The 13,689-nt window shown below is 68.5% G+C and carries 10 protein-coding genes; 4 read left to right on the top strand and 6 right to left on the bottom strand.

The window, feature by feature from the left end:
* Positions 1-7: 7 nt before the first annotated feature.
* On the top strand, positions 8-973 hold the full coding sequence (locus tag GV068_RS09435) for a glycoside hydrolase family 43 protein (protein ID WP_159697077.1): 966 nt from the start codon (positions 8-10) through the stop codon (positions 971-973).
* Here the strand turns inward: GV068_RS09435 and GV068_RS09430 are convergent.
* Together GV068_RS09430 and GV068_RS09425 are read right to left on the bottom strand one after the other, a co-directional pair.
* Positions 936-1,916 (bottom strand): alpha/beta hydrolase, encoded by a 981-nt coding sequence (locus tag GV068_RS09430; protein ID WP_159697076.1) that lies wholly within the window; start codon positions 1,914-1,916, stop codon positions 936-938. The two genes, GV068_RS09435 and GV068_RS09430, sit on opposite strands and share 38 nt — an antisense overlap.
* A gap of 4 nt (positions 1,917-1,920) precedes the next feature.
* The gene (locus tag GV068_RS09425) at positions 1,921-2,871 is read right to left on the bottom strand and encodes a 2-hydroxyacid dehydrogenase (RefSeq protein ID WP_159697075.1); all 951 of its coding nucleotides are present in this window, start codon (positions 2,869-2,871) and stop codon (positions 1,921-1,923) included.
* 164 nt (positions 2,872-3,035) lie between these two features.
* Here GV068_RS09425 and GV068_RS09420 point away from each other — a divergent pair, with 164 nt between their 5' ends.
* Positions 3,036-3,941, top strand: coding sequence for a hypothetical protein (locus tag GV068_RS09420; protein ID WP_159697074.1), 906 nt, complete (start codon positions 3,036-3,038; stop codon positions 3,939-3,941).
* Positions 3,942-3,955: 14 nt separating this feature from the next.
* Here the strand turns inward: GV068_RS09420 and GV068_RS09415 are convergent, their stop codons facing one another.
* The 3 genes from GV068_RS09415 to GV068_RS09405 all read right to left on the bottom strand — a co-directional run bounded on the left by GV068_RS09415 (position 3,956) and on the right by GV068_RS09405 (position 9,259).
* Positions 3,956-6,733, bottom strand: a complete 2,778-nt coding sequence (locus GV068_RS09415; RefSeq protein WP_159697073.1) for an EAL domain-containing protein — start codon at positions 6,731-6,733, stop codon at positions 3,956-3,958.
* A gap of 152 nt (positions 6,734-6,885) precedes the next feature.
* Positions 6,886-8,694: a glutathione-regulated potassium-efflux system protein KefC gene (gene kefC / locus GV068_RS09410; protein WP_159697072.1), complete on the bottom strand. Its 1,809-nt coding sequence runs from the start codon at positions 8,692-8,694 to the stop codon at positions 6,886-6,888.
* Positions 8,684-9,259 (bottom strand): NAD(P)H-dependent oxidoreductase, encoded by a 576-nt coding sequence (locus tag GV068_RS09405; RefSeq protein ID WP_159697071.1) that lies wholly within the window; start codon positions 9,257-9,259, stop codon positions 8,684-8,686. The genes kefC and GV068_RS09405 overlap by 11 nt, the downstream gene beginning before the upstream one ends.
* Before the next feature lie 189 nt (positions 9,260-9,448).
* On the opposite strand from GV068_RS09405, the gene GV068_RS09400 reads away from it, so the two are divergent.
* Complete coding sequence (locus GV068_RS09400) at positions 9,449-12,643, top strand: PAS domain S-box protein (protein WP_229463960.1); 3,195 nt, start codon at positions 9,449-9,451, stop codon at positions 12,641-12,643.
* A gap of 114 nt (positions 12,644-12,757) precedes the next feature.
* Positions 12,758-13,141 carry a hypothetical protein gene (locus tag GV068_RS09395; protein WP_159697069.1) on the top strand — a complete coding sequence of 128 codons (384 nt, stop codon included), beginning with the start codon at positions 12,758-12,760 and terminating at the stop codon, positions 13,139-13,141.
* Here GV068_RS09395 and GV068_RS09390 read toward each other — a convergent pair.
* Complete coding sequence (locus GV068_RS09390; RefSeq protein WP_159697068.1) at positions 13,114-13,686, bottom strand: GNAT family N-acetyltransferase; 573 nt, start codon at positions 13,684-13,686, stop codon at positions 13,114-13,116. The genes GV068_RS09395 and GV068_RS09390 overlap by 28 nt on opposite strands.
* Positions 13,687-13,689: the final 3 nt, after the last annotated feature.

Below are 13,689 nucleotides of genomic sequence, written 5' to 3'. Positions count from 1 at the left end.
GGGAGCGATGCTGAAGACCTACTGCAATCCGGTGTACCCGGAGATCATGGCGGACCCCTTCGTGCTCAAGCACGAAGGCCGCTATTACGCCTACGGGACCGCGCCCGACGGTCCCGGCGGCGGACGCTTCCCGGTGCTGGTGTCGAACGACCTGGTCGACTGGCACCGCGCCGGCTACGCCATCACGACACCCGGGGAAGACCATTTCTGGGCGCCCGAAGTCGCCTACAGCGAGGGCAAGTTCTGGCTGTACTACTCGCGCGGCGACATCGAAGGCAAGCACCAGAAGCTGCGCGTGGCCGTGGCCGACAACCCGGTCGGCCCCTTCGTCGACCGCGGGGTGCTCCTGGTGCCGGACCTGCAGTTCTCGATCGACGCCCATCCGTTTCGCGACAAGGACGGCCAGTGGTACCTGTACTACTGCGTCGATTTCCTGGAACTGGAAGACGACCACCGCATCGGCACCGGCATCGTGGTCGACCGCCTGGTGGCGATGGACCGCCTCGCGGGCGAGCCGCGCACGGTGGCGCGTCCGCACGCCGACTGGCATCTGTTCAAGAAGCAGCGCGCCATGTACGACGCGGTGTACGACTGGCACACGGTGGAGGGCGCCTCGGTTTTGATCCACGAGGGGAAGTACTACTGCTTCTACAGCGGCGGCGCCTGGGAGAAGGAAAATTATGGCGTCAGCTACGTGGTAGCCAGCCATCCGCTGGGGCCTTTCACGCGGCCCGAGGGTAGCGAACATGCCCTGGTGATGCGTTCACGGCCCGGCAACGTCATCGGCCCCGGCCACAATTCCTTCACCACCTCGCCCGACGGCAGCCAGGAGTGGATCGTCTACCACGCCTGGGACACGGCGATGACCGGGCGGCGCATGTGCATCGACCGGCTGGTATGGGACGGCGGCAAGCCGACCACCGGGGGGCCGAGCTTCACGCGCCAGACGGCGCCTGCGGGGCTGGTGCTGTAGCGCGCAGGCGCGCATCGATCCACCGGTGGGCGTGGGCGCAGGCGGCCCGGCCCATCGCGGTGGGGAAGTGAATCAGGCCGTGCGGCGCTTCGGGCAGGTCGACCAGTTCGGCCGGCGCCGCCTGCCGCCAGCGCGCGGCCATCTGCAGCGTATCGTCGCGCAACGGATCGCGGCCGCCGGTGAACATCAAGGCCGGCGGCATGCCCGTCAGATCCCCGTACAGCGGCGACAGCGGCGAACTGCGGCGCGCGCTGTCGCTCATGCCCGGCGTGAGCAGGCGCAGGCCGGGCAGCATGGCCGGGCCGTCGAGCACCAGCGTCTCGCGGCCGGCATTGCGCAGGCTGGGGCTGCCGGCGAGGTCGTAGACGCCGTAGTAGAGCACCGTGCCGGCAAGGCGCGCCAGCAGTGCCGGCCAGGCCTTCAGCCGCAGCAGGGTGGCGGCGGCCAGGTGGGCGCCCGCCGATTCGCCGACCACGATCACGGGCAAGCCGGCGCTCCCGTTCAGTCCACCCTCCAGCAACCATCTGGCCCCCGCCAGGCAGTCGTCCATCATCGCCTGGATCGACGCGGCGGGCGCCAGGCGGTAGTCGACCGAGACCACCATGACGCCGCAGGCGCGGACGATGGCGGCATTCAGCGCGTCGTTCATTTCAGGATTGCCGATCACCCAGCCGCCGCCGTGGATGTCGAGCACGATGCCGCGCGGTGTTCCCGCGGGCCGTAGCACGCGCACCGGTACCCGCAATCCGCCGGCCAGCGCGTCCAGCCGTTCGACGCCGATGCCGGCGCGCCGCAGTCTGCCGTCGGCCCCAAGCTGGGTCAGGCGCAACAGGGCCTGGCCCAGCAGCGGCATGAAGCGGTGGCGGTAGGCGAAGCGCGGCGCGCGCGCCAGCTTGTGGTTGAAGCGCCGCAGGTCTTCCAGCATGCGGTGGTCGACTTGCATGGTCTCAGCGCGGGACCGGGGTGAGGGTGGGCTTGCCTGCGAAGTGCGCCCGCAGGTTGTCGAAGCACAGCTTGCGCATGGTCTGGCGCGCCTCCACCGTGAGGCTGCCGACGTGCGGCGTCAGCACCACGTTGTCCAGCTCCCACAGGGCCTGCGGCACTTTCGGTTCGTCCTCGAACACGTCGAGCGCCGCCGCTCCCAGCCGGCCCGAAGCCAGGGCTTCCACCAGCGCCGCTTCGTCCACCACGCTTCCGCGCGCGATGTTCACCAGGGTGCCTTCCGGGCCGAGGGCATCGAGCACCGCGGCATCGATGGCGCGCAGCGTGTCCGCGCCGCCGGGCGTGCACGCCACCAGGAAGTCGCTTTCGGCGGCCAGGGCGGCCAGCGATTCGCGGCGCAGCATCGGTTCTAGCCCCGCGCTGCGCTGGTAGTAGCGGATCTCCATGCCGAAGGCGCGCAGGCGCGTGGCCACGGCCTGGCCGATCCGTCCGTAGCCATAGATGCCGGCGACCTTGCCGCGCAGGCTGCGTGTTGGACGCAAGGGGCGCTTCTCCAGCCAGTGGCCGCCGCGCACGTAGCGGTCGAGCGCCGGGATGCGGCGCGCGATGGTGAGGAGCAGCGTGACCGCGAGATCGGCCACGTCCTCGGTCAGCACGTCCGGCGTATTGGTCACGACGATGTCGCGCGCGCGCAAGGCGTCGAGGTCGACCGCATCCACGCCCACGCCGTGCACCGACACGATTTCCAGCGCGGGAAAGCGCGCCGCGAGGGAGGCATCGATGCCGACGGTGCCGGTCGTGAGGATGCCGCGCACCTGCGCCGCCGCGTGCTCGTAGAAGGCCGCTGCCTCGGACGGCGCCATGCGCGCGATCACGTAGAGTGCGAACTCCGCCTCCAGTGCCTGCAATGCTTCGTCAGGCCAGACATTTCCATAGACCGCAATGGCCGGTTTCATTGCTGCTTCCTTCCTCGTTGTTGCGAATGAGGCATCCTACACGGAATCGCACGGGCGGCTGTATGGACGCCACGGCCATGGCAGTCGTGACAGTTGGGGAGAATTCAGGGCTGGAAGCTGCATATAATTCCTTGTGGCAACTTTCTGCTAATTGGAGCGAACTCATGCACATATCCCTGCCGCGCCTGTCACGCACGCGCTGCCGACTCCTTGCAGGCGCAGCGCTCCTCTGCTACGGCGCCCTCCCGGCCCTGGCCGCCAGCAGCGCGGATCTGGTCAAGCATGTGCTGACCCCGGCCTACCTCGACAGGATGATGTGCAATGATGTCGGCTTGCTTCAGCTTAACTTGCTCAATGCGCTGAAGCGCGGCTCTCCGACCCTGCGCATGCCTGCGTTTTCCGATGCGCAGATCCGCGAGATCGGCGCCCGCTACGACGAGCTCAATGCCAGCGGCTGCGCTGCGCTCGAACCGCTGCACCGGGACCCCCGCACCTGGGAGCGCAATGCCGAGAAAGCAGGACTGGCCGCCACCGGCGACGCCCGCTGGGACCGTTTCCTGGCCGATCCGGCCGCCGTCAAGTGGGCCAATGTCGTCGCGCGCTTCCGCATGGAGCTGGTCGGGCTTGAAAGCGTCATGCGGCTGCAGCTGTCACTGCGCCGCAACATCTACAATCCGCGCAACAAGGACTTGCCGGCCGACGGCGATCCAGCACTGCGCAAGCTCGAGGAAGAAGTGCGCCGGGTGTCACTGACCGAGGAAGAAGCGGCCATGCGGATGGTGTTGGCCAATGCGGTGGACCTGGCCGCGATGCGCGAGATGCTACCGGCCCGCTACCAGATCGACAGCCTGGTGCGGCTGGAAGCGAAGACGCGGCAGATCGGACTGCAGCTGCTGGAACGCCATGGGCTGGCACTCGACCGCCTGTTCGACGCGAAGATGCGCCGCCAGCTACTGGTCATCGAGGACAAGGAGACTGGCGTGAAGCTGAACGCCGTGGCGCACGCCGGCGAACGCGAAGCCGATCGCCTGGCCGACCGCGTGCGCCGGGACGGCGCCCGTCCGCGCTGACCGGGTCCGGCGAATCAGGGCGTGCCCGGCCCGGCGATCAAGGCGCGCAGCTGCGCCAGCGGCATCGGCCGCGCCAGGTAGTAACCCTGGGCCTGGTCGCAGCGCGCCGCGCGCAGGAAGTCGCAGGCCTCGGCGGTCTCGACGCCCTCGGCCACCACCGCCATGTTGAGCGCGTGCGCCATGTCGACGAAGGCCTTGACGAAGTCGAAGGTGCTCACGTTCTCGTGCTGCTGCATGAATGAGCGGTCGAGCTTGAGCACGTCGATCGGGAAGCGGCGCAGGTAGGCCAGGCCGGAATAGCCGGTGCCGAAATCGTCCACGGCGATGTGGATGCCGAGGCGTTTCAGTTCATGCAGCATCGCGGCGGTGTGTTCGATGTCCTCGATCAGCGCGCTCTCGGTCAGCTCCAGTTCCAGGCAGTCGGGCGCCAGGCCGGTGTCGGCCAGGGCGGCGCGCACGTCGTCGGCGAAGCTGGACTGGGCCAGCTGGCGTGCCGAGACGTTGACCGACACCACCACCTTGCAGCCGAAGTCTTCCATCAGCTGGCGCGTGCGGCTGCAGGCTTCGCGCAGCACCCAGCGCCCGATCGCGACGATCAGGCCGGTGTCTTCGGCGATGCCGATGAACTGCGCCGGCGAGACCTGGCCGCGTTCCGGATGGTTCCAGCGGATCAGCGCTTCCATGCCCACCAGGCGCATGCCGTCGAGCGCATAGCGCGGCTGGTAGTGCAGCTCGAATTCGTTCCTGGCCAGGGCCGGGCGCAGCGACACTTCGAGCGCCATGCGCACCTGGGTCGCCACCGTCATCTCAGGCTCGAAGAAGCGGTAGCGGTTGCGGCCGGCGTCCTTGGCGCGGTACATCGCGGTGTCGGCGGTCTGGAACAGCAGTTCGCGCGTCTGCGCATCCTGCGGATACATGCTGATCCCGATCGAGGCGCCGACGATGACGTCGATGCCGCCGACGCTGACCGGCGCGGTAAGCACGTCGAGCAGCTTGTCGGCGATGCGCCTGGCGGCAAGCTGGCCGGTGGCGCAGTGGGCCGCCACCACGAATTCGTCGCCGCCGAGGCGGGCGATGATGTCGGTCGGGCGGATCACCTTGCGCAGGCGCGAGGCGACTTCGCACAGCAGGACGTCGCCCATCTCGTGGCCGAAGGAGTCGTTGACCTCCTTGAAACGGTCGAGGTCGAGGAACATCACCGCCACCGAGGAGCCTTGCGGGCAGGCGTCGAGCATCTGCTGGACCCGCTCGCCCAGGAGGGCGCGGTTGGGCAGGCCTGTGAGGGTGTCGTGGGTGGCCAGTTCCTGCAGCCGGCTTTCGGCCGCCTTGCGGCCCGTGATGTCGGTCATCAGGCCGGTCAGCGACACGGACTGCCCCTGGGCGTCGCGCTTGATGCTGCCGTTGAACAGGACGTGGATGTGATAGCCGTGACGATGCAGCAGGACCGCCTCCGCGCCCTGCACGGTAGCAGGGTGTTCGTCGCCGGCATCGAGCGAGACCAGCGGGAAGGAGACGAACAGCTCGCTCAGGCGCAGCGCCAGCAGCATCTCGCGCGGATAGCCCGACAGGGCGCACAGGGCCGGGTTGACGTCCTGCAGGGCGCCGTCGCGGCCGGCCAGCAGGTAGCCGGCCGGGGTCATTTCGATCACCTCGCGAAAGCGCTGCTCGCTCTCGCGCAGCTGGCGCTCGGCCTCGGCGCGGTCGCTCAAGTCGCGAATCACGGCCAGGAAGAATTCCTCGCCCTCGTCGTCGAAGCGCGAGATCTGCACTTCGGCCGGGAAGCTGCTGCCGTCCTTGCAGCGCTTGTCGGTGCGCAGGAGCTGGGCCTGGCCGGCGCGCAGGCCGGCCAGCAGTGCGCGGCCTTCGGGGAAGCCGAAGTTGACGTCGGTCGCGAGCATGCGGGTGAATTCGTCGCGGCTGTAGCCGAAGCGGGCGCAGGCCTGGTCGTTGACCGACACGATGCGCAGTGCGCCGTCAACGATCATGACGCTGTCGCCGGCATGGTTGAACAGGTTGCGGAAGCGCTGCTCGCTCTTGCGCAGCGCCTGTTCGGCGTCGCGCTTGGCGGTGATCTCGTGGAAGTAGACCGAGATGCCGTCGCTGTGCGGGTAGACGCGCGCCTCGACCCACACCTGGCGCGGTTCCCAGAACTCTTCGAAGGTGACCGGCTCGCGCGTTTCCATCGCGCGCAGGTAGTATTGCAGCGACGCGGACTGCAGCAGGTCGGGCGCCACCTCTAGCAGGGGCTGGCCGATCACGGCGCTCGCGTCGACGCCCACGAAGTCGCCCGCCTTGCGGTTTGCATAGGTCAGGCGCCAGTCGCTGTCGACGGCGAAGAAGGCGTCGCCGATACTTTCCAGCATCGCGCCCAGGGCCAGCTCGGATCGCACCAGGGCCTGGCGCGCGCGCTCCTGCCCCGTGATGTCGCGCGCCGTCAGGAACATGCGCTGGTGCGGCTGCGACCAGCGCGCCGCCACCGACATCAGCACCACCCGGCCATCCTTGCGGCAGACCCGGATCGGGATGTCCGGGCGTTCCGGATGCTCGTTGTGCAGGCTGTCCTCGATGCCGAGCGCTTCCGCATGCTGTTCCGGGTGGACCAGTTCGTTATAGTGCCGGCCCACCACCTCGGCCGGCTCGTAGCCGAGCAGCGCGCGTACGGCGACATTCACGCGCAGGATGCGGCCGCCCGCATCGAGCACGAGCATGAGGTCGAGCGCGTTGTCGATCAGGGCCGAATTCTCTTCGGCGAGCAGCAGCAGACCGTCAGGCGGCGCGGGGGAGATGTCCAAGGTAGTCACAGGTGTCGCGGCGGCGCCGCAGGCGGGCGCGGGGCCGGGTTATGCGAGGTGGGTAAGTATATCCATTTCCAGATGGAAACAATACACCCGCCGACGGATTTACGACACTTGAATAGAAACTGTTCCGTATCTTTGCAGCTACATCAGGCTGCCCCGTCCTCGTCCTCGTCGTCGCGACGCCGGATCGCCACGAAGTCGCGCTCGAACATCGCATGCAGTTCCTCGCGCGCGCGCCGCGCCATCGATGCATACTGCTGGCGGTCCTTGTAAAACGGATACACGTCGAGCACGCTCTTCAGGTTATGTTCGCGAAAGCGCATCGCGGCCTGGCGCGCCAGGTAGGCGCCGAAACCCAGTTCCTCCATCGCGCGGCGGCCCAGCATCAGGGCCGACTCGAAGGTCTCGCGCTCGATCACCGTCACGCCCAGGTCCATCAGCTGGTAGTAGTGGGTCACGTTGCGCGCGCGCGCCAGGATGGCCAGGTCGGGGAATTCCTCGCGCACGGCGGCGGCCAGCTTGAGGCTGTCGTCGATGCCGTCCACCGCCAGCACCAGCGCCCGCGCGTGGGCCGCGCCGGCGGCGTGCAGCAGGTCGGTGCGGGTGGCGTCGCCGTAGAACACCTTGAAGCCGAACTCGCGCAGGGTGTCGATCTGGTCCGGGTCGTGGTCGAGCATGGTCAGCGGCACCTGGTTGGCGTGCAGCAGGCGCCCGACGATCTGGCCGAAGCGGCCGAAGCCGGCGATGATCACGTGGCCCTGGTTCGGGTCGATGGCGTCGGCGTCGCGCCGGTGGCGTTTCTGCCAGCGCGGCTCGAGCACGCGGTCGTAGAGGATCAGTAGCAGCGGTGTGCTCAGCATCGACAGCGCCACCACGACCACCAGCATCGAGGCGACGTCGGCCGAGAAAACGCGGGCGGCGGCGGCCGCGCCGAACACCACGAAGGCGAACTCGCCGCCCTGCGACAGCAGGAAAGCGAACAGCACGCGCTGGCGCCCCGTCATGTTGAACCAGCGCGCCAGCACCCATAGCGCCGTCAATTTAATGAGAAGGAAAGCGGCCGCCATCAGGACGATGCGCCAGGGCTGGGCCAGGAACACGCCGAAATCGACCGACATGCCGACCGCGATAAAGAACAGGCCGAGCAGCAGCCCCTTGAAGGGTTCGAGGTCGGTCTCGAGCGCGTGGCGGTATTCGGAATCGGCCAGCAGCACGCCGGCCATGAAGGCGCCGAGCGCCATCGACATGCCGACCGAAGCCATCAAGAGGGAAATCGAAATGATCAGGAGCAGCGCGAAGGCGGTGAAGATCTCGCGCATGCCGGTGCGCGCAATGAAGCGCAGCAGGGGCCGGATCAGGAAGCGCCCGGCCACGACCAGGCCGCCGATCACGGCCACGGCCTTGAGCACCCCGCTCCAGCCGCCGTCCGCATGCGCGTCCGGCATGCCCAGCACCGGCACCAGGGCGATCATCGGGATCGCGGCGATGTCCTGGAACAGCAGGATCGAGAAGCCGGCCTGGCCGGCCGGGGTCGGGATCAGGTTGCGCTCCTGCATGGTGGTGAGGGCGATCGCGGTGGACGACAGCGACAGGCCGAGCGCCGCGATCAACGCGGTCTTCCAGCCGATCCCCGCCAGCACCGCCGCGAGCAGCAGCAGGGCGGTGACGCCCACGACCTGCGCCGCGCCCCAGCCGAAGATCGAACGCCGCAGGGACCACAGGCGGCGCGGCTCGAGTTCGAGGCCAATCACGAACAGCAGCAGCACCACGCCGAATTCGGAAAAGTGCAGGATGTCTTCCACTTCGCGGATCAGGCCCAGGCCCCAGGGACCGATCGCGATCCCCGCCAGCAGGTAACCAAGCACCGCGCCCAGGCCGAGCCGTTTCGCCACCGGCACCGCGATCACGGCGGCGGCCAGGTAGACCAGGGCATTGAGCAGCAGGTTATGCTCCATCGCCGGCTCCTTCATTGGCGATGCCGGCATGGCGCGCCAGCAGCGTGCGCAGCGCATCGGCATGCTGCTGCGCCGCGTCGGCGTCCTGCACGTCGGCGCCATAGAACACGTGCGGCGCCAGCCAGTCCATGCCGCAGGCCCGCAGCGATTGCTCCAGTGGCGCCAGGTACTCCGCGAGAGGCCGGCCGTGCAGGCCGCCGGCCTGGTAGTCGGCGGCCGAGCTGGCGCAAGCGACCGCCGCGAAGGCCGACTTGCCCTGCAGGCGCCCGGGGTGCTGCGACGCCCATTCGGGCTTGACCACGGTGTCGAACCACTCCTTGAGCAGGGCCGGCATGGCGTACCAGGCCAGCTGGAACACGAACACCACCAGCGGCGCCGCCTTGAGCAGCTCGCGTTCGCGCCGCACGTCGATGTAGAAATCGGGATAGAGCTGGTACAGGTCCTGCACCCGGACCCCGGGCAGGCCGGCGACGGCGTCGGCCACGCGCCGGCTGATGCGCGAACGGTGCAGCGAAGGGTCGGCGAAAACGACCAGCGCCTGGACGGCGGGGAGGTCGGTGGACATAGGCAGCTCCTGCGAAAAGCGGTGGATGGGCAGGATTGTACCTTGCCAGAATGACAGCACGAGAAAGGCCTACTTGTGTCATTGCTGCGTAATGACGCGACACATTGATGTTTCATTGTTAGTGCACAGATATTACAATTGTCTTTCTACAAACGAGGCTCATCCAGCATGGCGCAACCCGCAGTAGCAGTGCCCCGGTCCTTCGCCCAAGGCGGCGGCCAGCTCGGCAAGATCATCGATGAATTCGACTGGAGCGCCACCAGCCTCGGCCCTGTCCCCGCCTGGCCCCCGGTCCTGCGCAATACGGTGGAGCTGATCCTGCGCTCGCCCTTGCCGATCGTAACCATGTGGGGCCCTGAGGGCATCATGATCTACAACGACGGCTACGCGGAAATCGCGGCCGAACGCCATCCGCAGCAGCTCGGCGCGCCGGTGCGCGAGAGCTGGCCCGACGAGGCCGACTTCAACGACAACGTGATGCGCGTCTGCATGGAGGGCGGCACGCTGTCCTACCGCGACGCCGAACTGAACCTGCGCCGCCACGGCGAGCCGGAACAGGTCTGGCTCAACCTCGACTACTCGCCGATCGTCGCCGCCGACGGCGCCATCGCCGGCGTGCTGGCGCTGGTGGTGGAGACCACCGAGAAGGTGCGCGCCCAGCGCTACCTGGCGGGGGAACAGGACCGCCTGCGCGCCATGTTCGCGCAGGCGCCGGGCTTCATGGCCATGCTGGTCGGCCCCGAGCACCGCTACGAACTGGTGAACGAGGCCTATCTCGGCCTGGTCGAACGGGCCGACGTCGTCGGCCGCACCGTGCGCGAGGTCTTGCCGGAAGTCGCGTCCCAGGGCTTCCTGGCGCTGCTCGACCGCGTCTACGCGAGCGGCGCGCCGCATACCGGCGAAGCCACCGCGATCTGGCTCACCGCCGCCACCGGCGCGAGCCAGCTGCATTACCTCGACTTCGTGTTTCAGCCGGTGCGCGAGGAAGGCGGCGCCGTGCTCGGCATTTTCGTACAGGGCAATGACGTCACGGAGCGGGTCCAGGCCGAGCGCGCACTGCGCGACAGCGAGGCGCGCTTTCGGACCTTCGCCCAGGCCATGCCGAACCAGGTCTGGGCGGCCGACGCCCAAGGCCGGCTCGACTGGTTCAACGAGAAGATCTACAGCTATAGCGGCTACGGCCACGAGGACCTGCTGGCCGACGGCTGGGGGCGCATGGTCCACCCGGGCGACCTGCACGCGGTGCGCACCCGCTGGACCGAAGCGGTGGCCACCGGCATCGTGTTCGAGGCCGAGGTGCGCCTGCGCCGCTTCGACGGCAGCTACCGCTGGCACCTGAACCGCGCCGTGGCGCTGCGTGGCGAAGGCGGGCAGGTCGTGGGCTGGGTCGGCACCAATACCGACATCGAGGAACAGAAGAACACGGCGCAGCGCTACGCCGCGCTGAACGACGACCTGCAGGGCCAGGTGGCCCTGCGCACGGCCGAGCGCGATCGCATGTGGCGGCTGTCCAAGGACATCCTGCTGGTGTGCGCCTTCGACGGCCGGGTGGAAGCGGTCAGCCCGGCCTTCGGCGCCTTGCTGGGCTGGTCCGAGACCGACATCCTGGGCAAGAACTTCCTCGAGATGGTCCATCCGGAAGACCGCAACGCCACGGTGGCGCAGATGGCGGCGCTGGGCCAGGGCTCCTACGTCAACAAGTTCGAGAACCGCTACCGTCGCAAGGACGGCGGCTGGTGCCTGCTGTCCTGGACCGCCGCGCCGGACGAGCGCTACGTGCATGCGATCGGGCGCGACATCACGGCCGACCGCGCGCAGCTGGAAACCATCCGCCGCACCGAGCTCGCCCTGCAGCAGTCCCAGAAAATGGAAACCATCGGTAAACTGACCGGCGGCGTGGCGCACGACTTCAACAACCTCTTGCAGATCATCTCGGGCAACCTGCAGCTGCTGCAGATGTCGGGCGTGGCGCGCCATGCCGCGAACGCCGACTGCGCGCGCTGGATCGAGAATGCGCGCCTGGCGGTGGACAAGGGCGCCAAGCTGGCCAGCTACCTGCTGGCCTTCGGGCGCCGCCAGCCGCTCGAGCCGAAGGTGATCAAGATCAGCCGCCTGGTGTCGAACATGGAAGACCTGCTGCGCCGCTCGCTGGGCGAGGAGATCGAGATCGAGATGGTGATCTCGGGCGGGCTGTGGAATACCGCGGTGGACGTGGCCCAGGTCGAGAACGCGCTGCTGAACCTGGCCATCAATGCGCGCGACGCGATGAGCGGCCCCATGCTCAGGAGCGGACGCATGACCATCGAGGCCACCAACGCGGTGCTCGACGACCTGTACTGCCGCGCGCACGGCGACGTGATCCCGGGCCAGTACGTGCTGCTGGCGGTGAGCGACAACGGCTGCGGCATGCCGCCGGAAGTCGCCGGCCGCGCCTTCGAGCCCTTCTTCTCGACCAAGGAAGAAGGCAAGGGCACCGGCCTGGGGCTGTCGATGGTCTACGGCTTCGTGAAGCAGTCGGGCGGACACGTGAAGATCTACAGCGAGCCTGGGCAGGGAACCACCGTCAAGATCTACCTGCCGCGCTCCACCGCGGCGGAAGAGCCGCTCGGCCCGGTCGAATCGCAGCAGGCCGTGGGCGGCAGCGAAACCATCCTGGTGGCGGAGGACGACGAAGCGGTGCGCGCCACCGTGGTCGAGATGCTGACGGGCCTGGGCTACCGCGTGCTCAAGGCGCCGGACGCCGCCAGCGCGCTGGCCGTGATCGACAGCGGCGTGCCGATCGACCTGCTGTTCACCGACGTGGTGATGCCGGGCCGGCTGCGCAGCCCCGAACTGGCGCGCATGGCGCGCGAGCGCCTGCCCGAGCTGGCGGTGCTGTTCACCTCGGGCTATACCGAGAACGCCATCGTGCACGGCGGCCGGCTCGACCCCGGCGTCGAACTGCTGGGCAAGCCCTACACGCGCGAACGGCTGGCGCGCCGCATCCGCAAGGTGCTGGCGGCGCGCAAGTGTGCGCCGGAGGCGCCGCCCGCGCCGCCGCAATCCGGCCTGTCGATCGTGCTGGTCGAGGACGAGGACAGCATCCGCGCGAATACCGCGGCCCTGCTCGAGCACCTTGGACACCGGGTGCAGTCGGCGCCGGATGCCGAGACGGCGCTGCCGATGATCACGGCCGGAACCGACGTCCTGATCACGGACGTACAGCTGCCCGGCATGTGGGGCGACGCGCTGGCGGCGCAGGCGCGCAGCAATGCGCCGGGCGTGCGCATCGTGTTTGCCACCGGGAACGGGGAAGTGGCGAACTGGCCGGATGCGCTGGTGCTGCGCAAGCCCTATGACCTGCAGAGCCTGATGCGGGTGCTGGGGCAGGAGCTCGCGGCCTAAGGCTTGAGGGTGGCGGACGGCCTGCTCCTACAGCCGGGGCGGACAGCCGCCTATTCGTGCGCGGGCGGCATGGGTCTATCATGCCTCCATCAACTATTGAGCACGGAGGCCAGCATGTCGATGCAGAGCGAAGGCAAGGACGCCAAGGGACGCAACTACCACCAGAGCACCAAGGACGGCACCGGTAGCGCCGCCAGCGTGGGCACCGGCGGCACAGGCGACATCGGGTCGATGGGCAGCGAATCGGTCGGCCAGGGCAATCAGCAATCCAGCCGCAGCGATGACCTGCTGGCGGGCGACACCACCCACCAGGAGGCCGACCAGGCCTTCAGCGGCGGCAGCGCATCCGGCCAGGTCCAGACCGGGATGGAAGGGATCGGGCAGGGCGGCAACCGGCAGTCGGGCCAGAAGGACCAGAACCGCCAGGGCGGCAACAGGGACAGCGGCCAGACCGACGCCGACCAGTACGATCAGGGCACGGCGCCGCGCGAATCGTGATCCGGCGCCCCTTCGCGCCGCAGCCGGTAGAGGACGTGGCGCGACAGCGGGTGGCCGGCGGGCAGGGCCGGGTGCGCGAAAGCGCCTCCGGTGTCTTCGCGCATGCCCAGCTTTTCCATCACAGCCCGCGAACGCAGGTTGTCCGGTACGGTGAAGGACACGATTTCCTCCAATCCCAGCTCCGCGAAGCCGAAGCCGAGGCAGGCACGCGCGGTCTCGCCCGCATAGCCCTTGCCCCAGTGCTGGGCCGCCAGGCGCCAGCCGATGTCGCTGCAGGGGGCAAAGGGTAATCCACCCTCGTGACGCTTCAGGCCGACGAAGCCGGCCAGGTCGCCGGTGGCGATCACGGTCGCCGCGAAATAGCAGGCCCCGCTGCGCGCAAACAAGTCATTTTGAGCGGCAATGAAGGCCTCGACCTGCGCCATGCTCAAGGGCCCCGGCAGGAATTCGGTCACGCGCGGGTCCTGGTTCAGTTCCCAGAAGGCCGCTGCGTCCTCGGCTTGCCAGGTGCGCAGCAGCAGGCGCGGGGTGCGGATCACGTCCATGGA

The organism is Massilia sp. 9I (genome assembly GCF_902506415.1).
Classification (GTDB): domain Bacteria; phylum Pseudomonadota; class Gammaproteobacteria; order Burkholderiales; family Burkholderiaceae_D; genus Telluria.
Note: the sequence above shows the minus strand (reverse complement) of the source record. Positions and strands in the feature narration are given on the sequence as shown.

What these genes read in the sequence shown, in the direction of transcription:
- kefC (WP_159697072.1), bottom strand. Translation starts at nt 8,694, where the DNA reads ATGGAGCATAACCTGCTGCTCAATGCCCTGGTCTACCTGGCCGCCGCC.
- GV068_RS09420 (WP_159697074.1), top strand. Translation starts at nt 3,036, where the DNA reads ATGCACATATCCCTGCCGCGCCTGTCACGCACGCGCTGCCGACTCCTT.
- GV068_RS09395 (WP_159697069.1), top strand. Translation starts at nt 12,758, where the DNA reads ATGTCGATGCAGAGCGAAGGCAAGGACGCCAAGGGACGCAACTACCAC.
- GV068_RS09390 (WP_159697068.1), bottom strand. Translation starts at nt 13,686, where the DNA reads ATGGACGTGATCCGCACCCCGCGCCTGCTGCTGCGCACCTGGCAAGCC.
- GV068_RS09425 (WP_159697075.1), bottom strand. Translation starts at nt 2,871, where the DNA reads ATGAAACCGGCCATTGCGGTCTATGGAAATGTCTGGCCTGACGAAGCA.
- GV068_RS09435 (WP_159697077.1), top strand. Translation starts at nt 8, where the DNA reads ATGCTGAAGACCTACTGCAATCCGGTGTACCCGGAGATCATGGCGGAC.
- GV068_RS09430 (WP_159697076.1), bottom strand. Translation starts at nt 1,916, where the DNA reads ATGCAAGTCGACCACCGCATGCTGGAAGACCTGCGGCGCTTCAACCAC.
- GV068_RS09405 (WP_159697071.1), bottom strand. Translation starts at nt 9,259, where the DNA reads ATGTCCACCGACCTCCCCGCCGTCCAGGCGCTGGTCGTTTTCGCCGAC.